General features: G+C 34.3%; 24 protein-coding genes. 15 read left to right on the top strand and 9 right to left on the bottom strand.

What is annotated here, in order from left to right; genetic code table 11:
• Positions 1-33: 33 nt before the first annotated feature.
• The 7 genes from DCO46_RS04590 to DCO46_RS04560 all read left to right on the top strand — a co-directional run bounded on the left by DCO46_RS04590 (position 34) and on the right by DCO46_RS04560 (position 6,938).
• Positions 34-354: a gamma-glutamylcyclotransferase family protein gene (locus tag DCO46_RS04590; protein WP_116751445.1), complete on the top strand. Its 321-nt coding sequence runs from the start codon at positions 34-36 to the stop codon at positions 352-354.
• 13 nt (positions 355-367) lie between these two features.
• The gene (locus tag DCO46_RS04585) at positions 368-1,105 is read left to right on the top strand and encodes a carbon-nitrogen hydrolase family protein (protein ID WP_116751400.1); all 738 of its coding nucleotides are present in this window, start codon (positions 368-370) and stop codon (positions 1,103-1,105) included.
• 123 nt (positions 1,106-1,228) lie between these two features.
• Entirely contained in the window at positions 1,229-1,990 is a 762-nt protein-coding gene (trpA, locus tag DCO46_RS04580) for a tryptophan synthase subunit alpha (RefSeq protein WP_116751399.1), read from the top strand.
• 321 nt (positions 1,991-2,311) lie between these two features.
• Positions 2,312-2,941 (top strand): TetR/AcrR family transcriptional regulator, encoded by a 630-nt coding sequence (locus tag DCO46_RS04575; protein ID WP_116751398.1) that lies wholly within the window; start codon positions 2,312-2,314, stop codon positions 2,939-2,941.
• Positions 2,931-4,253, top strand: coding sequence for a TolC family protein (locus DCO46_RS04570; protein ID WP_116751397.1), 1,323 nt, complete (start codon positions 2,931-2,933; stop codon positions 4,251-4,253). The genes DCO46_RS04575 and DCO46_RS04570 overlap by 11 nt, the downstream gene beginning before the upstream one ends.
• A gap of 12 nt (positions 4,254-4,265) precedes the next feature.
• Positions 4,266-5,345 carry an HlyD family secretion protein gene (locus DCO46_RS04565; protein ID WP_116751396.1) on the top strand — a complete coding sequence of 360 codons (1,080 nt, stop codon included), beginning with the start codon at positions 4,266-4,268 and terminating at the stop codon, positions 5,343-5,345.
• 3 nt (positions 5,346-5,348) lie between these two features.
• Entirely contained in the window at positions 5,349-6,938 is a 1,590-nt protein-coding gene (locus DCO46_RS04560; RefSeq protein ID WP_116751395.1) for an MDR family MFS transporter, read from the top strand.
• A gap of 145 nt (positions 6,939-7,083) precedes the next feature.
• Here the strand turns inward: DCO46_RS04560 and yaaA are convergent, their stop codons facing one another.
• On the bottom strand, positions 7,084-7,842 hold the full coding sequence (gene yaaA, locus DCO46_RS04555; RefSeq protein ID WP_116751394.1) for a peroxide stress protein YaaA: 759 nt from the start codon (positions 7,840-7,842) through the stop codon (positions 7,084-7,086).
• Positions 7,843-8,286: 444 nt separating this feature from the next.
• Between yaaA and DCO46_RS04550 the strand changes: the two genes are divergently transcribed.
• Together DCO46_RS04550 and DCO46_RS04540 are read left to right on the top strand one after the other, a co-directional pair.
• Complete coding sequence (locus DCO46_RS04550) at positions 8,287-9,717, top strand: CCA tRNA nucleotidyltransferase (RefSeq protein WP_165828832.1); 1,431 nt, start codon at positions 8,287-8,289, stop codon at positions 9,715-9,717.
• A gap of 364 nt (positions 9,718-10,081) precedes the next feature.
• The gene (locus tag DCO46_RS04540; protein ID WP_116751392.1) at positions 10,082-11,107 is read left to right on the top strand and encodes a COX15/CtaA family protein; all 1,026 of its coding nucleotides are present in this window, start codon (positions 10,082-10,084) and stop codon (positions 11,105-11,107) included.
• A gap of 425 nt (positions 11,108-11,532) precedes the next feature.
• Here DCO46_RS04540 and DCO46_RS04535 read toward each other — a convergent pair whose 3' ends face one another.
• From DCO46_RS04535 to DCO46_RS04500, 8 genes are all read right to left on the bottom strand, one after another.
• Positions 11,533-12,300, bottom strand: a complete 768-nt coding sequence (locus tag DCO46_RS04535; protein ID WP_116751391.1) for a LytR/AlgR family response regulator transcription factor — start codon at positions 12,298-12,300, stop codon at positions 11,533-11,535.
• Between the two features lie 23 nt (positions 12,301-12,323).
• Complete coding sequence (locus tag DCO46_RS04530) at positions 12,324-12,695, bottom strand: 2TM domain-containing protein (protein WP_116751390.1); 372 nt, start codon at positions 12,693-12,695, stop codon at positions 12,324-12,326.
• A 15-nt stretch (positions 12,696-12,710) separates the two neighbouring features.
• Positions 12,711-13,028 (bottom strand): 2TM domain-containing protein, encoded by a 318-nt coding sequence (locus tag DCO46_RS04525; protein ID WP_116751389.1) that lies wholly within the window; start codon positions 13,026-13,028, stop codon positions 12,711-12,713.
• A 33-nt stretch (positions 13,029-13,061) separates the two neighbouring features.
• Positions 13,062-13,367, bottom strand: coding sequence for a 2TM domain-containing protein (locus tag DCO46_RS04520; RefSeq protein WP_116751388.1), 306 nt, complete (start codon positions 13,365-13,367; stop codon positions 13,062-13,064).
• Positions 13,367-14,725, bottom strand: a complete 1,359-nt coding sequence (locus DCO46_RS04515) for a histidine kinase (protein ID WP_116751387.1) — start codon at positions 14,723-14,725, stop codon at positions 13,367-13,369. Before DCO46_RS04515 ends, DCO46_RS04520 begins: the two co-directional genes overlap by 1 nt.
• A 20-nt stretch (positions 14,726-14,745) precedes the next feature.
• Positions 14,746-15,369, bottom strand: coding sequence for a hypothetical protein (locus DCO46_RS04510; RefSeq protein WP_116751386.1), 624 nt, complete (start codon positions 15,367-15,369; stop codon positions 14,746-14,748).
• A gap of 49 nt (positions 15,370-15,418) precedes the next feature.
• The gene (locus tag DCO46_RS04505) at positions 15,419-15,826 is read right to left on the bottom strand and encodes a DUF2141 domain-containing protein (RefSeq protein WP_116751385.1); all 408 of its coding nucleotides are present in this window, start codon (positions 15,824-15,826) and stop codon (positions 15,419-15,421) included.
• Positions 15,827-16,151: 325 nt separating this feature from the next.
• Positions 16,152-18,317 carry a TonB-dependent receptor gene (locus DCO46_RS04500; RefSeq protein WP_116751384.1) on the bottom strand — a complete coding sequence of 722 codons (2,166 nt, stop codon included), beginning with the start codon at positions 18,315-18,317 and terminating at the stop codon, positions 16,152-16,154.
• 139 nt (positions 18,318-18,456) lie between these two features.
• On the opposite strand from DCO46_RS04500, the gene DCO46_RS04495 reads away from it, so the two are divergent.
• The 6 genes from DCO46_RS04495 (at position 18,457) to DCO46_RS04465 (ending at position 22,673) form a co-directional block, all read left to right on the top strand.
• The gene (locus tag DCO46_RS04495; protein ID WP_116751383.1) at positions 18,457-18,915 is read left to right on the top strand and encodes a DinB family protein; all 459 of its coding nucleotides are present in this window, start codon (positions 18,457-18,459) and stop codon (positions 18,913-18,915) included.
• A gap of 16 nt (positions 18,916-18,931) precedes the next feature.
• Entirely contained in the window at positions 18,932-19,390 is a 459-nt protein-coding gene (locus DCO46_RS04490; RefSeq protein WP_116751382.1) for a YciI family protein, read from the top strand.
• A 3-nt stretch (positions 19,391-19,393) separates the two neighbouring features.
• Positions 19,394-19,969, top strand: coding sequence for a sugar O-acetyltransferase (locus tag DCO46_RS04485; RefSeq protein WP_116751381.1), 576 nt, complete (start codon positions 19,394-19,396; stop codon positions 19,967-19,969).
• A complete protein-coding gene (locus DCO46_RS04480) occupies positions 19,969-20,358 on the top strand; it encodes a VOC family protein (RefSeq protein WP_116751380.1) in 390 nt (129 codons plus the stop codon). Before DCO46_RS04485 ends, DCO46_RS04480 begins: the two co-directional genes overlap by 1 nt.
• A gap of 359 nt (positions 20,359-20,717) precedes the next feature.
• Positions 20,718-21,998: a chloride channel protein gene (locus DCO46_RS04470; protein WP_116751378.1), complete on the top strand. Its 1,281-nt coding sequence runs from the start codon at positions 20,718-20,720 to the stop codon at positions 21,996-21,998.
• A gap of 72 nt (positions 21,999-22,070) precedes the next feature.
• Positions 22,071-22,673 (top strand): HPP family protein, encoded by a 603-nt coding sequence (locus tag DCO46_RS04465; RefSeq protein ID WP_116751377.1) that lies wholly within the window; start codon positions 22,071-22,073, stop codon positions 22,671-22,673.
• Positions 22,674-22,798 lie beyond the last annotated feature (125 nt).

Raw genomic sequence — 22,798 nt, 5'->3', positions numbered from 1 at the left:
CTAACGCAAACAAATAAGAATAAAAATAGTATTATGGAAAAGATATTCTCATACGGGACATTACAATCAAGAGAAATTCAAATGCAGGTTTTTAATAAAATACTAACCGGAACAAGAGATCAGCTTTCAGGCTACAAACTAAAGGACCTTCAGATCGAAGAAGAATTTGGAATGACAGATTATTTTGTGGCAGTTGCAAGCGATAATCTATCTGATGCTATAAAAGGTATTGTTTTCGATATTTCCAGCTCGGATCTGGCAAAAGCAGATTTATTCGAATCTAACTCTTACAAAAGAGTTCAGGTAACACTTAAATCGGGAATCATTGCCTGGATTTATATTGAAAATTTATAATTAACCAAAGAAAATGATTTTAGCAGCAGCACAGACAAAACCAAAACGCGGGGATATTGAATCTAATTTATCAGATCATTATGAACTTATAAAATTAGCTGCGCAAGAAGGAGCTGATTTAATTGTTTTTCCGGAATTATCCATTACAGGTTATGAAAGAGAAAATGCGGCAGAACTGGCTTTTGCTAAAGACGATTCCAGAATAGAACATTTAAAAGAACTGGCTGTTGAGCACAACATCATTATTGTTGCGGGCGCTCCTGTTCAGACTGCATCAGAATTGTTTATTGGTGAATTTATAATTTTTCCGGATAACTCGGTTTCTATATATACAAAGCAGTTTTTGCATGAAGGTGAAGATGAATTTTTCCAGTCTTCTTTTGATTACAATCCGGTAATTACGATTGAAAACCAGAAAATTTCATTTGCCATTTGTGCCGATATTGACAATCCGCTTCATCCGAAAAATGCTTCCGAAAAAGAAACTTCAATTTATATTGCCAGTATTTTCTTTTCACCAAACGGAATTCCAAATGCGTACAGGGATTTGCAAAGTTATGCGGAGAAACATAAAATGAATGTTTTGATGTCCAATTTTAGCGGAGAATCCTGGGGATATCCATCTGGTGGAAAAAGCGCTTTCTGGAATAACAAAGGAGAATTAGTTGCTCAGATGAATGATTCAGATTCCGGATTATTATTGGCAGAAAGCCAAAATGATAACTGGACAAGTAAGATTATTAATCTTTAAAAAGAATATCTGAATAAACGATTTCAAAAAATATTTTTAAATCAGTTGTAAAATAAAAAATCAAACATTCCTACAAGGTTTTCCCGAAACTTCGGGACTTGCAGGAGAAAAAAGATATTAAAAATGAACAGAATAACTCAAAAATTACAAGAAGATAAAAAGATACTTTCTATCTATTTTTCTGCGGGATATCCTAACTTAAATGATACCGTGCAGATTATTCAGGATTTAGAAAAAAATGGCGTTGATTTAATAGAAATCGGACTTCCGTTTAGTGATCCATTGGCCGATGGCCCGACCATTCAGGCAAGTTCGACCCAGGCTTTGAAAAACGGTATGACGACTCAACTTCTTTTCGATCAGCTGAAAAACATCCGCGAAAGCGTAAAAATTCCGTTGATTATAATGGGATATTTCAACCCGATGTTACAATACGGTTTTGAAGCTTTTTGTAAAAAATGTGCAGAAATTGGTATCGACGGATTAATTATTCCGGATCTTCCGGTTGATGTTTATGCTGAAGAGTACAAAGCCATTTTCGAAAAATACGGATTAATCAATGTTTTCCTGATTACACCTCAGACTTCTGATGAGCGCATTCGTTTTATCGACAGCGTTTCAAGCGGATTTATTTATATGGTAAGTTCTGCAAGTGTTACGGGTTCTCAATCTGGTTTTGGAAATGTACAGGAAGATTATTTCGAAAGAATTTCAAACATGAATTTAAAAAATCCTCAGATTATTGGTTTCGGAATTTCAAATAAAGAGACTTTCACTCAGGCGACAAAATATGCAAAAGGCGCTATTATTGGAAGTGCTTTTATTAAACATTTAAGTGAAAACGGAAGCGGGAAAATTGAAGAATTTGTTGGAGAGATTCTATAAATAAATGCAATAGAAAGTCTACTTTGTCCTTCGAAGGAGAAATCTTCGTAAGAAGCTCCGCAATCAAAAAGCCATTCTTTGTCGATCCAGCAAGGAAGATTTCTCCTTCGTCGAAATGACAAAATTGCGTTAATTTCAAAGCTGAAACAATATTATTACTAATATTGTTTCAGCTTTTTTGTTGCTTTAAATGCATATTTCAAGTAATTATATTTAAAAACCGACTACACCGTTTTATGTTAATATTATGTTAAAATAAAATTAAACAAGTGTTTAAATTAAACAAGTGTTTAATTTTGTATCCGATTTCAAAACAACATCATGTCACAGATCGAATTAAACGATAAAAAAATTCAAATCCTGGAAGTTGCAGAAAAGCTTTTTTCGGACAAAGGATTTGAAGGAACGTCTATACGGGACATTTCAAAAGAGGCCAAAATTAATATTGCCATGGTTTCGTATTATTTTGGTTCTAAAGAAAAACTGCTTGAATCTTTGATTATCTACAAAACAGCCGATTTAAAATTACAAATCGAAAGTTTACAGCATGAAAATCTCGAACCTCTTGATAAAGTAAATAAATTAGTTGAAATTTACATTAACCGAATCAATTGCAACAGAGGGATTTTCAGGGTTTTACACTTTGAACTTACTTCAAAAAAAAGAGAGCAGAGTCTTGCCGTTTTCACCGAACTGAAAAAAGGAAATCTAAAATCACTGGAAACCATTATCAATGAGGGCCAATCGAAAGGGATTTTTAGAAAAGATATCATTATTCCGCTTATCACTCCGACGATTATGGGTACTTATTTTCATTTTCACATGAATAAGCCTTTTTTTCAGGAACTCCTGAATTTAAAAACAGAAACGTTATATAACGATTATATTAAAAACAGTCTTACAAAGCACATTCAACAAACTATAAAAGCGCTACTTGTTTATGAAAATTAGTCAATTAATGCTCTTTGGGGTTTTCTTTATCGGAATATCTTCAATAGAAGCACAAGAAAAAACAAGTTTAACTTTAGACGAAGCCGTTAAAATGGCCTGGGAAAAGAGTAACGAAGTTACGCTTGCCAATACTAAGGTAAACTCAAAAAAATACGAACTGCAAACGGTTAAGAATAACCAATATCCAGATCTTAAAATTCAGGGGCAATATCAACGTTTAGGTAAAGCTTCAATCGATATGCACAATGACGAGGCAAATGGTGAGTCAATGGCTTCTCCGGACCGTGCGATGTTTGGTATGGCAAATTTAAGCCTTCCGATTTTTTCGGGGTTTAAAATCCAGAGCAGTATTGATGCTTATGACAATCTTTATGAAGCAGAAACTGCCAATGCAGCTAAAACTAAAGAAGATGTTGCTTTGCGTGTAATTACTTATTACACTGCTTTATACAAAGCCCAAAAAACACTTGATCTTTTAAACGAAAATCAAAAACAGGCTAAACAGCGTGTTACTGATTTTACTGAATTAGAAAAAAACGGAATCATTCCGAGAAATGACTTATTGAAAGCGCAGTTATTGGTTTCAAAAACACAATTATCTATTGATGAAGCGAATAATAACATCAACAACATTAATTTTTATCTCGTAACTTTATTAAAATTAGATCCGGGTGTAAAAATTGACGTTAATGAAAATGATTTCTTTAGTTTAAAAACAAGTAATGCTCCGACATCTGATGCCATTGCACTTGAAAACCGAAAAGACTTAGAGGCTCTTCGTTTCCAGCAAAAAGCCAGTGAAGCCAATATCAAAGTTGCAAAAGCGGGTTATTATCCAACTCTTGCTTTGTTGGGTGGCTACACAGCGTTAGATCTTAAAGATTTTATTACCGTAAAGTATGCAATGAATTTTGGTGTAGGCCTTACTTATGATTTATCGGGAATTATAAAAAACAATGCTCATGTTCGTGAGGCAGAAAGCAGAGCTTTAGAAGTAAAAAATACAGAAGCGATTATGACAGACCGTATTAAAGTTGAAGTTCAGAAATCTATTGAAGATTATGATCTGGCAATCAACCAAAGTGTGGTTTATGACGAAGCTCTTCAGCAGGCAGCAGAAAACTACAGGCTGGTAAAAGATAAATTCGACAATGGTTTATCTGATACCAATGATTTAGTTGAAGCTGATGTAGAACATCTTAATGCAAAAATTAACACCGCTTTGTCTAAAGCAGCCATTATTCAAAAATATTACGAATTACTTTCAGTATCAGGACAATTATCACAATCATTCAATCTTTCTAAAATATAATCGACAGCTCTCATGGAAAAGAAAAAGACAAATAAAAAATTCATCATTATACTAACCGTTTTGGTTTTAGTGGGCGGAACTTACGGAATATCAAAATATTTACATTCTCAGGCTCACGAAGAAACGGATGATGCTCAAATCGAGAAAAAAATGAATCCAATTATCCCAAGAGTTTCAGGATATATTAGTAAGGTTTATGTAAAAGATAATGATTTTGTAAAAAAAGGAGATACTTTATTTACAATCGATAAAAGAGATTATCAGCTAAAAATTGACGAAGCAAATGCTGCTTTATTAGGAGCTGAAGGTCAATACGAAGCTGCAAAAGCTGATATCGGAAGTGCATATGCAAGTATTTCGGTTTCTGATGCCAATATGAAATCTGCCGGTGGTTCTATCGAAAGTGCCAAAATCAGATTGAGACAACTGACAAACGATTTTAACCGTTACAACAATCTGTACAAAACACATACTATTACAAAACAACAATTTGAACAGGCTCAGACTGCAAAAGACGAAGCTGAAAATCAGGTTCGTGTTTTAGAACAACAACAAAGAGCAAGTTCTTACCAAAAATCGGTAATTGAATCTAAATCTAAAGTTTCTGACAAACAAACTGAAGTAGCTTCTGCAAACATCAAAAAAGCGAAAACAATGCTTGATGTTGCTAAATTAAATCTTACTTATACGGTAGTAACTGCTGCTATTGACGGACAGGTTTCTAAAGTTGATATTCAGCCGGGACAATTGGTTCAGCCAGGACAATCTTTATTTTATATTATCAATAATAACGAAGCATGGGTTGTAGCTAACTTCAAAGAAACCCAATTAAATAAAATGGTTGTGGGGCAAAAAGTAAGCTTAAAAGTAGATGCTTATCCTAACTATGAGTTTAAAGGAACTTTGACTTCTTTTTCTCCTGCTACAGGATCTCGTTTTTCACTTTTACCTCCTGATAATGCAACAGGAAACTTCGTAAAAACAATTCAGAGATTACCAGTAAAAATTAGTTTAGATGAATCAAACGATCCTGAGAAAGTAAAATTATTGCGTCCGGGAATGAATGTTGATGTAGACGTACATTTGAAATAAAAAATGACAAAAGCAGTACAAGGAGAAGACGATTTAGTTGAATACGGTTACAGACGTGTCATTATCACGATTACAGCAGTACTGTGTGCTTTGCTGGAAATTGTTGATACCACGATTGTAAACGTAGCACTAACAGACATGCGAGGTAGCCTTGGTGCTACTTTGACTGATGTGGCCTGGGTGATTACAGCATATGCAATTGCGAATGTTATTGTAATCCCGATGACGAGCTGGCTTTCACAGCAATTTGGAAGACGTAATTACTTTGTAGCCTCGATTATAATATTTACGGTCTGTTCTTTTTTATGTGGAAATGCCAGTAATATATGGGAACTGGTAGCTTTTAGGTTTGTTCAGGGAATGGGTGGAGGTGCCCTTCTTGTAACGGCCCAAACTATTATTACCGAAAGTTACCCTGTAGCAAAACGTGGTATGGCGCAGGCTATTTACGGAATGGGTGTAATTGTGGGACCAACTCTTGGACCGCCTTTGGGGGGGTATTTAGTAGATAATTACTCCTGGCCTTATATCTTTTATATCAATATTCCGTTGGGAATTATTGCTACCATTTTAGCTCTAACATTTGTTAGAAGTCCAAAATACGGAGAGAAATTAAAAGCAAACCAGGTTGACTGGTGGGGAATATTTTTATTGAGTGCCTTCATCGGATCTTTACAATTCGTTTTGGAGCATGGACAACAGGACGACTGGTTTAATGATTCACTTATTGTTACTTTAAGTGTAGTGACTGTTCTAGGATTAGTTCTTTTTATCTGGAGAGAGCTGACTTACAAACATCCAATTGTAAACTTAAGTGTTTTAAAAGACGGGAATTTAAGAATCGGAACCATAATGTGTTTTATTCTTGGTTTCGGTTTATATGGATCAACGTTGATTATTCCGATTTATACGCAGTCAATCTTAGGATGGACCGCAACTGACGCCGGATTATTATTGATTCCGGGTTCGATTACCACTGCCATTATGATGCCTTTTGTGGGTAATATGATTCAGAAAGGTGTGCCTCAGGGATATATGGTGGGAGTTGGATTTTTAGTTTTCTTCTTTTTTACCTTTATGATGCAGACCCGTATGACACCAGATACCGGTGTAGAACATATGTATTGGCCATTAATCCTTAGAGGAATTGGTTTAGGATTACTTTTTGTACCGATAACAACTCTTTCTCTGTCAACATTAAAAGGAAAACAAATTGGTGAGGGAGCCGCTTTTACCGGAATGATGCGTCAGCTTGGCGGATCATTTGGAATCGCAATTATTACCACTTTTATTACCCGTTTTAGTCAGGAACACAGAGTTAATCTGATTAATAATCTGGATCCTGCAAAACATGAAGTAAGTCAACGTGTTACAGGTATGCAACAGGCATTTATGTCTAAAGGATACAGTGCTGACGTTGCTCTTAAAAAATCTTATCAGGCATTAGAGTATGCTGTTCTTAAGCAAAGTACCGTAATGGCCTACATAGATATTTTCATGTATCTGGGAATTATGTTTTTATGCTGTATACCGATTATTCTCTTTATTAAAAAAGGGAAGAACAAGATTAGCGCAGCCGACGCAATGCACTAATAATAATTTTATAATACGCATATAAAACGCCGAATTCTAATATTGAATTCGGCGTTTATTTTTTGCTGTTATTTTTATTAAATAAATTTTATAAATCTGCAAGGCATTGATTCCGAAGCCTCAGAACCTTAGAACCTCAAAAAAACTATCTCGTAAAAACCAAATGATTCCCTTTAGAAAGATTCGCATCAAACTGATATCCTTCATAATTAAAACCTTTCAGGTCATCAATAGTTTCTGCATTGGTATCAATGATATAACGCACCATCATGCCTCTCGCCTTCTTGGCAAAAAAGCTGATCATTTTTAATTTTCCGTCTTTGTAATCTTTAAAATCGGGTGTGATTACAGGAACTTTTAACGCTTTTACATCAACTGCCGAAAAGTATTCGTTACTGGCTAAATTCACGAATAATTCACCTTTTGTCAATTCTTTATTTAAGGCTTTTGTAACCGGGGCTTTCCAGAAATCATGCAAATTTTTATGTTCACCAATTGGTAATTTGGTTCCCATTTCCAGACGATACGCCTGCATTAAGTCCAACGGTTTTAGAACGCCGTAAAGTCCGGATAAAATCCTAAGTTTATCTTGTAAAGCATCTAATTTTTCCAGCGGAATTGTATAAGCATCTAAACCGGTATAGACATCACCATCAAAAGTATAAACTGCCGGACGCGCATTTTCAGGTGTAAAAGGAGTTTTCCATTCCTGATTTCGCTGCCAGTTTAAATCAGCAAGCTTTTCAGAAATTGACATTAATTCAGATAATTCTGCCGGTTTTTTAGGTTTTAAAACTTTATGAACCTGACGCGCTTCTTTTAGAAAAGACGGTTCTGTATGTTGAGTGGTTGGTAATTCTTTTTCGAAATTTAATGACTTTGCAGGCGATATAACGATTTTCATTTGTGCATTTTTAATTGATTCAAAAATACAAATTGAATTTCTAAAAATCTGTTATTGCAATTGATTTGTTTGATGGTATTATAAATAGTTTTTTTCGCCACTAATTACATGAATTTCCACTAATTATTATTTCATACCAATTGAAGATTTTTTTGATACAGATTAAAAAGATTTACACGGATTTTTTAATTCTTTTAATCTGTCATTATATTTTTCGCTACGAATCAATACAAATCACCAGTAGAGAATTTCAGGAAAATTCGTGGAAATTGGTGTAATTCGTGGCAACGCTTTCTCAATTCACAAAAATCAGTGTATCAAAATGTGAAATTGTTCAAAAAAGTGGGCGATAGATTATAATAGGCATTTTCTATGTTGTAAATTTGCATGCATTTCATTTCTTAGAAATCTGAAATCGACTTTTATTCAAAAATTCGTGAATTCGTGGCTATACAAACAAATTACAAAACAGCTTTACAAAATAAAATCTTCGAAATCATTTCGGAGGCATCAAAAGAACTAAATGTTGATAGTTATGTAATTGGCGGTTTCGTTCGCGATTTACTTTTAAACCGTGGTTCTAAAAAGGATATTGATATTGTTGCTGTCGGAAGCGGAATTGAACTAGCCTTAAAGGTATCTGAGTTACTGCCTAAAAAGCCTAAAGTTCAGGTTTTCAAAACCTATGGAACGGCAATGTTGCGTTTTGAAGATACTGATATTGAATTTGTTGGCGCACGAAAAGAATCTTATAACCGCGACAGCCGAAATCCGATTGTTGAAAACGGAACTCTTCAGGACGATCAGAACCGCCGTGATTTTACTATAAATGCGTTAGCTCTATCTTTAAACGAAAATAATTTTGGTGAACTTTTAGATCCGTTTAATGGTTTAGCCGATTTAGAACACAAAACGATAAAAACGCCTTTGGATCCGGATATCACTTATTCTGATGATCCTTTGCGAATGCTTCGTGCTATTCGTTTTGCCACACAGCTGAATTTTGAAATCGAAGAAAACTCACTGAATGCGATCACAAAAAATGCAGATCGTATAAACATCATTTCAGGTGAACGTATAGTTGATGAATTAAATAAGATCCTTTCTACTGACAAACCTTCTGTTGGTTTTTTGCTATTGTACAAAACCGGACTTCTGGACATCATTTTACCTGAATTAACAGCGTTGAATCAGGTGGAAGAAATTGAAGGGCATACACATAAAAACAACTTCTACCATACATTGGAAGTGGTCGATAATATTTGTCCGTATACGGATGACGTTTGGTTACGCTGGTCGGCTTTATTGCACGACATTGGAAAAGCGCCAACAAAACGTTTCAACAAAAAACAAGGATGGACTTTTCACGGGCATGAATTCCTGGGCGGAAAAATGGCTAAAAAAATATTCGAACGCTTGCACATGCCATTAAACCACAAAATGAAATTTGTGCAAAAAATGGTGATTATGAGTTCGCGTCCAATTGTTCTGGCACAGGATATTGTAACTGACAGCGCTGTTCGTCGTTTGGTTTTTGATGCAGGTGAAGATGTAGAAAATTTAATGACTTTATGTGAGGCTGATATCACAACGAAAAATCCGTCGAAGTTTAAGAAATACCATAAAAACTTTGAAATTGTACGCAAAAAGATTGTTGAAGTTGAAGAACGTGATCATGTTCGTATTTTTCAGCCGCCAATTTCAGGAGAAGAAATTATGCAAATGTTCGATTTAAAACCTTCACGAGAAATTGGAGTTTTAAAAGAAGCGGTAAAAGAAGCCATTTTAGAAGGCGATATTCCAAATGAATATCAGGCGGCTTATGATTTTGTTATTAAAAGGGCTGCAAAGTTAAATCTAACACTTAAGAAGTAATGGATTTTCTAGGTGTTTCTTATATAATTATACTATTGGTAATAATTTTTTATTCCAATTTTATTTTTTTTAAAGGAATCAGAAATATTGAAAAAAAACATTTAGGCCATAAATTATTTTACTTTTTAATGTCTCTTGTTTTTCCTTCCATTATAATATTTCTTTTGGCAGTACTACTTTCAAGTTCTTCATTATTGAAATTATTTAATTGGAATATTGATTATGCAAGTATCATATACAGAATAATTATTGGCTGTATAATATTCCCTCCTAGTATCCTGGTGAATATATATTTCGCAAGAATTTATTTAAAAAGAATTTCCAAAACAAAAAACAAAAACGAAATTGAATTAATCGGAAAAGAATGAAAAAAGAGAACAAATCAGTAATCATTTGGTTACTATCCGGCTGTGTTTTATTATTTTTAATGGTTGTCGTGGGCGGAATTACCCGCTTAACCAATTCAGGTTTATCAATGACCGACTGGCATTTGGTAACCGATACATTTCCACCTCTTACAGAAGCAAAATGGAATGAGGCTTTTGAGCAGTATAAAAAATTCCCGGAGTATCAAAAAATTAATATTCACAACGATTTTCAGCTATCAGATTATAAATTTATTTATTTCTGGGAATGGTTTCACCGTTTCATCGGCCGTATTATCGGATTGGTTTTCTTTGTTCCGTTTGTTTACTTTTTAATCAAAAAGAAACTGGATACAGATACTATCAAAAAATGTATCGTCCTTTTGGCAATGGGAGGTTTTCAGGGTTTTCTTGGCTGGTTTATGGTTCGCAGCGGATTAATTGATAATCCTGATGTAAGCCACTTCAGACTGTCACTTCACCTGACTTTTGCGTTTATTACTTTCGCTTATACGCTTTGGGTAGCACTGGATTTGATTTATCCTGAAAGAAATATCAACAAAATATTACCACTTCGCACTATCGCGCGTTATGCACTAGTAGCTTTGTTAATCCAGATTATTTATGGTGGATTTGTGGCAGGCTTAAATGCCGGATTAATCCACAATCACTGGCCTTTAATGAGCGACGGGGAATTTATTCATGAATCGGTTTTTATTGAGCAATCTTCTTTGGTTAAAAATTTAATTGAAGGGAAAAGCGGTGTTCAGTTTGTACACCGGACTTTTGCTTATGTAGTTGTGGCGATTATTCTTTTTCTTTTCTTTAAAAGTAAAAAATATACACTTACGAGTACTCAGGCAAACGGAATCAAAACTTTAGTACTTTTTGTTTTCATTCAGTTTTTATTGGGAGTTTTCACTCTATTATACAGTGTGCCATTGGCTTTAGGATTAATTCACCAGATTATGGCATTTTTCCTTTTGAGCGCCATGACGTATACCTTGCATAGATTGAGCAAATAAAAAATATCTAAAAAACACAAAAGAGCTTCAAATTGAAGCTCTTTTTTTATATAAATATTTTATGCTGAAATATGAACCGAGCCTACAGCTCTCAAAATTGGTGCGGATTATTTTTTGACCGGATTAAAATCCGGCCCTACAAAATGGGCCGAGCCAATGGCTCTTTCTTTAGATAATTTACCCAGTTTCATCAAATATTAAAAACTGTAGAAATTCATATAGTTTTAAAAATTAATACGTTACATGATAATTTGCAGATTCCAATTAAACTTCATTAGAAACTTCATATATAATCATTTTATAAAATAAACCGAATTCTAATAAATTCCGAAGGAATGAAAAATATATTGTAGCAACGGATTTCAATCCGTTGACATGATAATTCAACATTACACAAAGTTCCGTAGGAACGATAAATATTTAATTTATCCAAGCCAGGTTTTAAAATCCTGTACTTTTTCGCGGCTTACAATAACCTCATCTTCTTTGTATGACGGTAAAATAACTTTTAATCGAGAATTGGTATACACCTGAATCTCTTTAATAGCCTGAAGCGGAATAATAAATTTCCTGCTTACACGAAAAAAATCTTTGTTGTCTAATTCCTGCTCCAGAATTTCTAAAGTAGAATCAATCAGATAATTTCTGTTGTCGAAAGTATGAATATAGGTTCCTTTGTTTTCACTAAAAAAACATTCGATTTCATCAGTCGTAATTACTTTTAAATGCTGGCCGATTTTGACAGTAAATCTTTTTTTGTAATTCTTCTCAAAAGGATTTGAAAGCATTTTTCTGATCTGCTCAAAATCTAGCTGAAGGTTGCTGTTTGCCGATTCCGGTTTTGGTAAACGGGACTTGAATTTTGTCACTGCAACATCCAGGTCATCTTCATCAATAGGTTTTAGAAGATAATCAATACTATTGAGCTTAAAAGCTTTTAACGCATATTCGTCATAAGCTGTTGTGAAAATAATGGCGCTTTTAATGTCTATTTTTTCAAAAATTTCAAACGATAAACCATCAGACAACTGAATATCCAGAAAAATTAAATCCGGATGTTCGTTATTCGAAAACCAGTCAATTGATTCTTCTACAGAATGTAACATGGTTGCTACTGCAATATTCAGTTTCTCTAACTTTCTCTGAAGCAGTCTTGCCGCAGGCTTTTCGTCTTCTATAATTAATGTAGTCATTTATTAAAATGCAAAATTTAAAGTTATTCCCATTTATTTTTGGCCTCTTCCTTTTTCATGTATTCCTGGATTTTTCTTTCTTCCCAGTCATCACTAAAAAATATATCGCGTCCAAATACAGAAAATGCGTGTGCCAGTAAACCAATTCCCCAAAAAACTGCTGTCGAATAAGTATGCCAGCTCAATAATCCTCCGTCGCGAATGCGGATATGATCTCCGAAGATTTCCCCGTTTACACTTGCAATAATAATCAGAATATTTATAATTACATAAATTCTTAAATGCGAATAAAATCCTTTAATTCTTTTTACTTTTTTGTATGCTATATTAAAATTTTCATCAGTGCTAAATTCCTGTGCATAATCTTCATACATGCGTCTTCTATATCTTCCCATCTTTATTTTATTTAATTATTGCCACTTATTTCTATTCTCTTTTTCTTTTTCCATCAATTCCTTGATTTTTCTTTCTTCCCACTCTTTCCCAAAAGACGGAAATACTTCAAAAACTTTTAATCCATGAAAAACGACTCCTAATCCCCACCAGAATAATGGCCAAAAAAACCATAAATATTCAGGTGATGTGTATAAATTGATGAAAATCAAAACCAAATTTACTGCGATAAAAACGATTAAGTTTCCATAAAATCCTTTGATCCCTTCAACTTTCTTTTTTGCCAAGAGATATTTGTCTTCTTCATTATAATTTACTTCCATGATTTCTCTCATTTTGCTTTATTATTTATCTAAAATACTTTCAGTTCAAAATTCATTTTTATTCATGTGGGAATCTTTTTCCATGATTTCCCTGATTTTTCTTTCTTCCCAGTCTTTATTGAAAAACGGTCCGTAATTAAAAACTTTCATTCCATGCAAAGCAATCGGTATTGCCCATCCAAATACACTATATAAACACCATAAATATTCTGGAGAAGTCATAAGATTGACCACAATTACAATTGGATTGAAAAGAACATACATAACCAGGTGCGCATAAAAATCCTTAATTTCTTTTACTCTTTTATGAGCCTGATAATAACGTTCTGCTTCTGTGTAATTTTTCTCCATTATTTCCAGGTCTTTTTGTTGTTACCCTTTTCTAAAATTTCTCTGATTTTTCTTTCTTCCCAGTCTGAACTGTAACCAAAAACTTTAAAAGCATGCATTACAACTCCAAATCCCCAGCCCAAAGCTGAAAACCAAAACCACTGAAAACCAGGAGAGAACTTTAAATTTATAAAAATTAGAAATGGAATTATACAGCAATAAGAGATTACATTTCCGTAAAAACCTTTTAGTTCTTCTACTCTCTTTTTTGCTCTGAAATAAGATCTGTTTTCGTCATTATAATCTGCATTAGCATCCATAGCTGTAATTTGTTTGGTTAAAATTGGAATTTTAACGGTAAAAGTCTGTTCGTTTTGTTCGATTACGACTTTTCTGTCTGTTATGATTCCGTATCTGTTTACAATGTTTTGCAAACCAACTCCCTGGCGATCCTGCAAAACTTCTTTTTTCTGGAAATCATTCTGAATGGCCAGATAATCTCCATCGATAAAAATCCTGATGTGAAGCGGCTTTTGCTCACTTACTATATTATGTTTTACCGTGTTCTCCAGCAAAAGCTGCAAAGACAAGGGAACTACTCTTGCATCCGGGTTTATTTCTGTTATCTGCATTTCGTAAAACAAACTGTTTTCAAAACGCATTTTAAGCAGGTTCATATAGGTTTTGGCAAACGACAATTCATCTTCTACAGAAACCAGCTCTTTGTCTTTTTGTTCTAAAACATAGCGGTAAATTTTAGATAAAGAAGTGGTAAAACGCTGGGCATTATCCGGATTTTCTTCAATCAGAGAACTTAAAACATTTAAACTGTTAAAAAGAAAATGCGGATCGATCTGATTTTTTAAACTTTCAAATTTTGCATTTGCCGTTCCTGCAATAATCTTTTGTTGTGTTACTTCAAATCTTGAGGCTTGTTTCCATTTTATCATAAAACTTCTGGCCTGCATAAAAGTCGAAACTCCCAACGATAAAATGATATAGAAAAGGTTTACCAAAAGCATCTGCTCGCTAAAAAACGTATCTAAAGGCCGGCCTTGTACAACTACAAAAACAATATAATTTATCCCTAAGACAACCGGAACCGTATACAAAATAGTAACTAAAATTCCGTAATAAACCCTGAGGTTCGTTTGTTCTAGCCAGTCCCATTTTTTGTCCAGAAGAACATTTAAAAAACCATTTCCAAACCCCAGTCCGAAAGAATATAAACAACTTAAGAAGAATGTGAGTGCTACATTTTTTACTGTTAAATCTGCTCCTAAAAAAGCCGAAAATATAACGGTAAAGACCATAGAGATTTTGAAACACATGATTGTTCCGCTTTTCAAATCTCCAAATGTATTTTTATATTCTTTCATTTATAACCTGAGTTTTACTATTATTTCTTGCAGCCTTTTTGTGTTTCCAAAGCTCTTTCTAATCCCCATTTTGGTGAGAATGGAGTTTCTGGTTTAAAAGTACCAAAAAGTTCGACAGCTTTATCAACCTGAGCGCATAATGGTTTTGTATCCACCCCTGTCCATTTTGCTCCGCCTAACTGGTAATCAGCTTCTCCAAAAACAGCTCTTGGATTGTTTGGATCTATTGCTTTTGCTTTAGCATAATTCTCCATTATCTTTCCTGAATATTTTTGGGCATTGGTCATCGGGTCCTGCACTACCCAGGCTGTATAAACCAAAGATTGTAAAACATATAATTCTGCATTGTTCTGATCTTTGATAAACTCAACATCCAGTGCATCTTGCGCTTTTGTCAGTAACAACTCTACTTTTGATTTATCTTTTTCTGAAAAAGCAGAAGTTGTATTCACTAAAGCCACATAATAATTGGGTAACCAACTGTTTTTTTCTGCCGATGCAATTCTTTCAAATAAAGCAGAAGCTTCTGTATTTTTTCCTTCTTTCCAAAGTCCGAAAGCTTTTCCCATACCTTGTTCAAATTGTGTTTGTGCTGAAGTTATTGCTACTACAAATAATGCGATTGCGGTGATAATGTTTTTCATTTTGTTATTTTTTAAATGGTTGTTTTTTTAATTTATCAGTTAAATCTTATTAGTATATAATTTCGATTTTTGAGTCTTTGTCGACCGTAAATTTAGCATCTTTATAAGAAGGCGGCCCCATAAATCCTTTAGCATTATTTGAAGCGGCATAATCTTCAGAAGGAATCCCCATCATATTTTTATCCAGGATTCCATTACTGTTTTCATCATGAAAAGTAGACACTCCGTATTGCCCTGCCGGAATATCCATAAAGGTAACGGTTACCTGATTGTTTTTTATTTCAGAAACGATGCTTTTGTAAGTGGTTTTAAGAAACGTATCATCTGAATTGTACAAGCCCACTTTTACAATTCCCGTATTGTTTTTTAATCCTGTAACAGCTACAGTAAGGTTTACTTTTTGTGCAGACATTAAGCTGCAGACAAATAACATAATTGCGGTGATAATTTTGGTCATGATTTCTTTTTTTTAAGTTTCTGAGATGCTAAGATTCTGAGGTTCTGAGGTTCTGAGGTTAGCTCCTTAGTTCTTTTTTATTGATGATTAAAACTCTGTTTGTTAATTTATACTTCAAAAGTATGTTGGTTTTTATTCTTTTAAAATTAAATGATACTGAGTTGTCGAATTTGGTGACTGAATTGTTTTTTTTTTAAAAGTTGCTAAGGTTCTAAGAGGCTAAGGTTCTTAGGTTTTTCTTCTTCTAGGCCTGAGGAAAGAATTTTATTCTTTCCTTTTCTCAAAATCTTAGCCTCTTAGAACCTTAGCAACTTAGCCCCTCAGACTATAAATTCTTCAACTGATTATCATTTTTATTCTTGCTGATTGTCCAGAAGAAACCAACGAAGAAAAATCGGTCTGCGGTTGGTGTTACGGCTTGTCTGTTGTATACTCCGTTTGCGTCTGGTAATTTGGCGTAATCGTATCCGAAAACATTTTGGCTTCCTAAAATATTTGAAACGGAGAAATAAAGAATTTTTTGTGTTGTTAATAAGTAAGCCCAGTTAAAACTCAGACTATTGTATGATTTTGTTTTTCCGTTCATGAATTGCGTCTGATTTGGATCATTGTACGGACGTCCTGAACTGTAGCTGTTTGTGAATCCAATTTGTGATTTCCAGTCGGTAATAAAATATTTTGTTACGATTGACAAACTATGATTAGCTACAAAATTGGGTGTCGCCATAGTTGGAAAATTTTTATATTGTCGCTCTGAATCGATATAAGAATAAGAAATCCAGTATTCTAAGTTTTTGTACAAATTGCTGTCTCTCCAAAATAAATCAAGCCCTTTTGCATAACCCGAACCATTATTATTGAAAATCGAATTGTACTGAATATCTTTTGTATCGTACTGAACCAAATTACTGTAATCTTTGTAATAAGCTTCTGCTCTAAAAGTCTGACCCGGTTTTGTAAACTGATAATTCAGGATATAATGCTGCGCTTTTTCACTTTCAAACTGATGGTATTTTGAATATTTGATATAATCAACAACAGGAGTCTGAGAAAAATCCCCATAGGCAAAAGAGAACTGACTTGTTTTAGAAACTTTGTAAGCAATTGAAGCTCTTGGTGCCAGATTGGTTTCGTCAAGCAGATTATTGTTAGAAAGTCTGACTCCCACTTTCATTGCCAGTTTTTTGGAGAACAAAATATCTCCTTCTGTATAAAAAGCGGCAATATTAGAATCGTAACCATTTGCAACATCAATAGAAATATTGTCATTAAAATTTTCATTGAATTTGGTAATGAAATAATCTGCTCCAAAAGACAATTTAAAATAATTAGAAATATTTTTTCTTAATTTAAATTTCAGCTGTGCCGCATTTTCGTCAGTGTCAACATTATTGATATCGTATTTGATTTTGTTTTTGCTGTAACCATAACTAATTCCGGTTGTAATTTGCCATCCTGTTCCAAAATCACCTTTATAAGAACCATTCAGATAAAAATTATTATTGTTTAAATCTGTCCTGATAGGATCAGCAAAGTTTACATTTTTCTGATTCAAATCGAATTTTTCAGAATCAAAAGCACCGTATAATTTTAAAATACCGTTTGCGAAATGATAACGATAAACCGCTTCACCACCCAAAGACTGATAAGGATTGTTCCAGTCAACATTTTGAGGAATCACTGCCTGATAAGGTGCCAGATTGATATAATTGGTATTAATACTAAAGGAACTTTTTTCCCATTTCTGCGTATTCCCTACTCCAAGACCTACTGTCATTAAAGCAATATCTGTTTTGTTCTGATCCGGTTCATCCTGAGTATTTAAAAGTAAAACACTTGACAAGGCCTCGCCATATTCTGCAGAATATCCTCCCGTTGAAAAAGCAATTCCGCTAAATAAAAATGGCGAAAACCTGCTTCTGGTTGGTAAATTATTAGTTGTGGAGCCATAAGGCTGCGCAACACGAAGTCCGTCAACAAAAGTTTGTGTTTCGCTGGCCTCACCTCCACGAACGAACAAACGCCCGTCTTCTCCAACCGTCTGAGTTCCCGGCAAAGTCTGCAAAGCGGCGATAATATTTCCGGCAGAACCTGCAGTTGTGACAATATCTAAAGGTTTAAGAACAGAAACCCTTGCTTTGTCTCCCGATTCTAATGTTCCGGCAGTAATCACAACAGCGTCCAATGTGTTTACACTTTCTCTTAGTTTTACAATCTGGTCTTTATAATTCGTTACATCAATTTCCTGTCTGAATGTTTCGTACATTAAAAAACTAACAATCAAAAACTGATTTCCTGTTGCAGTCGTTTCAAAAGAAAACTCACCGGTTTCAGAACTTGTTGCTCCATCATAAGTTCCGTCAATATAAATGTTGGCTCCCGGAACCGGTTTCCCTTTCTGATCCAGCACTTTTCCTGAAATCGTATTTTGGGCAAAAATAATTGCAGTAAAAAATAAAAAAGTAATCGTAAAAATAATTTTGGTTTTCATAACATCTGGTTTTGTTGAGACAAATGTATTCTGACAATTATCAAAAATAAATAATAAATAACCCAATTGTAGAATTTTGAGGATGAGTTGTAAATTACTTATTTGTATCTTAGCTTTTGCGTATTAAAAATGAACAATTATGTCAGAAAGCAAAAGAATTTCGAATTTATATCAATCCATTTATAATGGAAATCCATGGCTGGAAGTAACCCTGGCGGATACTCTGGAAAATATAACTGCCAGTCAGGCTTATAAAAAAATCAATCCCAATTTAAATACGATTTGGGAAATTGTAAACCATCTTATACAATGGAGACGAACCATTTTGAGCCGTGTTCAGGGGGAAATCGTTAATGCTCCTGATCATAACTATTTTGTTCCGGTCCTGGATTCTTCTGAAGCCGCATGGGAACAATCCTTGCAAAGTCTTGCAAAATCACAGGAGTTGTGGAACGCGTTTTTTGAAAATTTTGATGATGCCGATTTTGCAAAAATTTATGCCAGTAATAATCATACCTATTATGAACATATACACGGGATTATCCAGCATGATGTTTATCATTTGGGACAGATTGTTATTTTAAAGAAACTACTTTAGTCTTAAAAATAATTTTATGAAAAAAGCCATATTTCCATTCGCATTCTTATTAATAAGCTTTACTGCTTTTGCACAGGAAGCTGAAATTAAGTTTGATGAAAAACTGGCAAAATCTCTAAATGCCGATGAATATGGTATGAAGAAATATGTGTTTTGCCTTTTAAAATCAGGAACCAATACAACGGCTTCAAAAGAAGAGACCAGTAAATTATTTGAAGGCCATATGGCCAATATCAACAAACTGGCAAAAGAAGGCAAACTAGTTGTTGCCGGACCTTTTATGAAAAATGACAGAAACTATCGTGGCATTTATATTTTTAATGTTGAAACGGTAGCCGAAGCTGAAACACTTGTTGCAACAGATCCTGCAATTAAGGCAAAATTACTGGAAGCCGAATTAACTCCCTGGTATTGCACCGCAGCTTTGCAGGAAACCGTAAAAATACACGAGAAAATTGCCAGGACGAAAATGTAAATAATGAAAACAGAAAAAGAAAAAATGATTTCCGGTGAATACTACAATGCCATGGATCCGGAATTGCTAAAAGGCCGCCGAGCTGCAAAAAATCTTTTGCATAGCCTGAATGTGAAGGAATATCGCGTTACCAAAAAAGCAAAAGAAATTTTAAAGGAATTAATTCCCAATACGGGAACCGGGTTTTATATAGAACCTCCTTTTCATTGCGATTACGGATATAATATTTTCTGCGGAGATAACGTTTATTTTAATGTTAACTGTGTTGTTCTGGACTGTGCACATGTAAATATTGGATCAAATGTTTTTATTGCACCCAATGTCCAGATTTATACTGCATCGCATCCGCTTGACGCTGAACTGAGAAAATCACTGGAAAATGCGTATCCGGTTACTATTGGAGACGATTGCTGGATTGGAGGAAATTCTGTTATCTGTCCTGGAGTAACCATCGGAAAAGGCTGTGTTATTGGAGCCGGATCGGTAGTTACAAAAGACATTCCCGACAATTCATTAGCAGTTGGGAATCCGGCAAAAATCATTCGTAAATTAAATCAGGAACCTGAATCAAAAAAGTAATGCTTACCCTAAATAAAATTCACCACATCGCCATTTTATGTTCTGATTACGAGAAGTCTAAATATTTTTACACCCAAATTTTAGGGCTTACAATTATCAGGGAAATTTATCGTGAAGAACGTCAGTCGTATAAATTAGATTTGGCTTTGAATGGCTTGTATGTTGTCGAATTATTTTCATTTCCAAATCCACCGCAACGCCCTTCAAGACCTGAGGCTGTTGGTTTACGCCATTTGGCTTTTGAGGTGATTAATCTGGAAGAAACTATCGAATTCTTAAACTCTAGAAACATAGAATCTGAACCTATCAGAATTGATGAAACTACTGAAAAACGTTTTACATTCATTGCTGATCCGGATTTATTGCCTATTGAGTTTTATGAGAGATAAGTTGTCCGATTAAATCTCGCAAAGACGCGGAGTCGCTAAGTTTTTCTTTAAGTCAATGAATAAAGATACAGTTTATCATTCGACGAATGAGAAATCTTCGCAATCAATCGCTAATCTTTGCAAAGATTCTCGCGGAGATTTCTCCTTCGTCGAAATGACATAAAACGAGAAAAACTTTGCGACTCTGCGTCTTTGCGAGATTCATTTTCACCGCAATATTTACAAAAACACACTGAAAGAATTTTCTTATTTTAATAATTTTAACATATAATAAGCAACGAATATTATTAAAAAACAGATTTGATTGTCTAATTTTGTGAAATCGCAAATAAAATTCTGCGATTATAAAATCACTTCTGATGAACAAAACGGCGCAAATCAAAAAAAATCATCAATTAATCAAACTCCGAAAATTAGTTATTGTTTCTGTTTTAATTGGCTTTCTTTCGGCCTTTTTAGGAATTTCACTAAAAAAAATAACGGAATATTACGAAGAAATCTTCTTTCATGAAGTATCGGTTCATCCCATATTTTACATCGTATTTCCGGTTTTCGGATTATCGGTAATTTATTTCCTGAGACAATATCTTTTTAAGAAAAAAGAAAATAAAGGAATTAAGGAGGTTTTTGAAAGTACAGGCAAAAATTCCAAAAATCTTCCTTCTTATAAAATCCCTTCTCACTTTATTAATGGATTATTAACTGTTATTTTCGGAGGTTCAACAGGAATCGAAGTTTCTACAGTTGTAGCCACGGCCACGATAGGTTCTGTTGCACACGAAAAAGAAAATGTTTTTCGCCAATACAAAACCGAATTGATCTGTGCAGGTGTTGCCGCAGGTGTTACAGCCCTTTTCAGCAGTCCGATTGCAGGGGTTTTATTTGCTTTTGAAGTGATTTCCAGAAAAGTAACCCGTGCTTTTATTATTTCAAATGTAATTTCGGTTTCAGTCGCTTTTGCTTTACTGAGTATTTTAAAAGAAGAGCCTTTGTTTGCGGTTTCTATTGCAACATGGAATTTAAAAGCGATTCCGTATTTTATTCTTTTAGGAATTTTGGCAGGAATGAATTCTGTTTATCTGACACGTTGTGTGTTATTTTTTAAATCACAATTTGGTAAAATTGATACGCACTATTATAAAATAATTATTGGTTCAGTTGTCCTGAGTGTTTCTTTATTCATTTTTCCTCAATTATATGGTGAAGGTTATCATGCTATAAAAGGGATTTTCGGAAATGCCGTTCAGGCTCAGTTAACTCTAACTTTGGCACTAACATTTATTGGGATTTTAATTTTAAAACCAATTGTAACTTCCATAACCCTGGCATCCGGCGGTGACGGCGGTGTTTTTGCACCGAGTTTATTTATTGGGGCTTTTTTAGGATTATTACTCTCTTCAATCTTAAACAGCTTTTTTCATGTAAATGTAATTCCGGTTAACTTTATGATCATCGGAATGGCTGCGGTTTTGAGTGCCAGCATTCATGCTCCTTTTACAGCAATTTTCCTCGTTTGCGGACTAACGAACGACTATACTTTATTTTTCCCGATTCTTGTGGTTTGTTTAATTTCCAAGTACACTGCAAAAACAATTTATCCTTATACTGTATATAGTTACGCCCCAGGCCTGACAAAATAAATTATATGGCCACGGATTGAAATGATTAAAATCTATGGCAAAAAAATACCACAACTGATATTTTAGTGACTTATGCCAACTGAAAAAATAAAAAGAAGCTACCGCAAGACACGTTACATTCTTTATAAAGAAACTTTAATCGACTATAAAGAACATTTTTGGTCCTTTTTAGGGTCTTTTATCGGAATCGGAATTCTGGCTTACGTTCAGTCTATGCATTTTTCCGGAAGTGATGCCGTTTATTTAATTGGTTCTTTTGGAGCATCAAGCGTTTTGGTTTACGGAATTATTCAGAGCCCGTTTTCTCAGCCCCGAAATTTGGTTGGGGGACATTTGGTTTCTGCTATTGTTGGCGTAACAGTTCATAAACTGGTTCCTGACATTATGTATATTGCGGCTCCATTGGCCGTTTCAATTGCCATAATTTTAATGCAGATTACCAAGACACTTCATCCTCCCGGAGGTGCAACGGCTTTAATTGCCGTTATCGGAACAGAAAAAGTAAAATCATTAGGTTACATGTATGTGCTTTCTCCGGTTTTAGTGGGAGTTTTAATTTTACTTTTAACCGCTTTGGTTTTTAATAATATGACTTCAAGCAGAAGTTATCCAAGTCACAGTACTTACCACAAACATTATCATAAGATTAGAAAAAGATTTTCCGGGAAATTATAATTCTATTCCCTATTCCTGTAAGGTTTTTAACCCTGTAGATATAACTTTAAGTATAAATACAAACCTGCAAGGTTTTAAAAAACCTTGCAGGACTGCCAAGCCCAATAACTACAGTTAATCAAAAA

Origin of the sequence: Flavobacterium sp. HTF (genome assembly GCF_003105115.1) — a bacterium.
In the GTDB taxonomy this organism is placed as follows: domain Bacteria; phylum Bacteroidota; class Bacteroidia; order Flavobacteriales; family Flavobacteriaceae; genus Flavobacterium.
The sequence above is the reverse complement of the archived record's forward strand: the minus strand, read 5'-3'. Positions and strand labels throughout refer to the sequence as shown.

Bases quoted from the DNA above. Each gene is read 5' to 3' on its own strand.
- DCO46_RS04590 (WP_116751445.1), top strand. From the start codon at position 34: ATGGAAAAGATATTCTCATACGGGACATTACAATCAAGAGAAATTCAA.
- DCO46_RS04585 (WP_116751400.1), top strand. From the start codon at position 368: ATGATTTTAGCAGCAGCACAGACAAAACCAAAACGCGGGGATATTGAA.
- trpA (WP_116751399.1), top strand. From the start codon at position 1,229: ATGAACAGAATAACTCAAAAATTACAAGAAGATAAAAAGATACTTTCT.
- DCO46_RS04575 (WP_116751398.1), top strand. From the start codon at position 2,312: ATGTCACAGATCGAATTAAACGATAAAAAAATTCAAATCCTGGAAGTT.
- DCO46_RS04570 (WP_116751397.1), top strand. From the start codon at position 2,931: ATGAAAATTAGTCAATTAATGCTCTTTGGGGTTTTCTTTATCGGAATA.
- DCO46_RS04565 (WP_116751396.1), top strand. From the start codon at position 4,266: ATGGAAAAGAAAAAGACAAATAAAAAATTCATCATTATACTAACCGTT.
- DCO46_RS04560 (WP_116751395.1), top strand. From the start codon at position 5,349: ATGACAAAAGCAGTACAAGGAGAAGACGATTTAGTTGAATACGGTTAC.
- yaaA (WP_116751394.1), bottom strand. From the start codon at position 7,842: ATGAAAATCGTTATATCGCCTGCAAAGTCATTAAATTTCGAAAAAGAA.
- DCO46_RS04540 (WP_116751392.1), top strand. From the start codon at position 10,082: ATGAAAAAAGAGAACAAATCAGTAATCATTTGGTTACTATCCGGCTGT.
- DCO46_RS04535 (WP_116751391.1), bottom strand. From the start codon at position 12,300: ATGACTACATTAATTATAGAAGACGAAAAGCCTGCGGCAAGACTGCTT.
- DCO46_RS04530 (WP_116751390.1), bottom strand. From the start codon at position 12,695: ATGGGAAGATATAGAAGACGCATGTATGAAGATTATGCACAGGAATTT.
- DCO46_RS04525 (WP_116751389.1), bottom strand. From the start codon at position 13,028: ATGAGAGAAATCATGGAAGTAAATTATAATGAAGAAGACAAATATCTC.
- DCO46_RS04520 (WP_116751388.1), bottom strand. From the start codon at position 13,367: ATGGAGAAAAATTACACAGAAGCAGAACGTTATTATCAGGCTCATAAA.
- DCO46_RS04515 (WP_116751387.1), bottom strand. From the start codon at position 14,725: ATGAAAGAATATAAAAATACATTTGGAGATTTGAAAAGCGGAACAATC.
- DCO46_RS04510 (WP_116751386.1), bottom strand. From the start codon at position 15,369: ATGAAAAACATTATCACCGCAATCGCATTATTTGTAGTAGCAATAACT.
- DCO46_RS04505 (WP_116751385.1), bottom strand. From the start codon at position 15,826: ATGACCAAAATTATCACCGCAATTATGTTATTTGTCTGCAGCTTAATG.
- DCO46_RS04500 (WP_116751384.1), bottom strand. From the start codon at position 18,317: ATGAAAACCAAAATTATTTTTACGATTACTTTTTTATTTTTTACTGCA.
- DCO46_RS04495 (WP_116751383.1), top strand. From the start codon at position 18,457: ATGTCAGAAAGCAAAAGAATTTCGAATTTATATCAATCCATTTATAAT.
- DCO46_RS04490 (WP_116751382.1), top strand. From the start codon at position 18,932: ATGAAAAAAGCCATATTTCCATTCGCATTCTTATTAATAAGCTTTACT.
- DCO46_RS04485 (WP_116751381.1), top strand. From the start codon at position 19,394: ATGAAAACAGAAAAAGAAAAAATGATTTCCGGTGAATACTACAATGCC.
- DCO46_RS04480 (WP_116751380.1), top strand. From the start codon at position 19,969: ATGCTTACCCTAAATAAAATTCACCACATCGCCATTTTATGTTCTGAT.
- DCO46_RS04470 (WP_116751378.1), top strand. From the start codon at position 20,718: ATGAACAAAACGGCGCAAATCAAAAAAAATCATCAATTAATCAAACTC.
- DCO46_RS04465 (WP_116751377.1), top strand. From the start codon at position 22,071: ATGCCAACTGAAAAAATAAAAAGAAGCTACCGCAAGACACGTTACATT.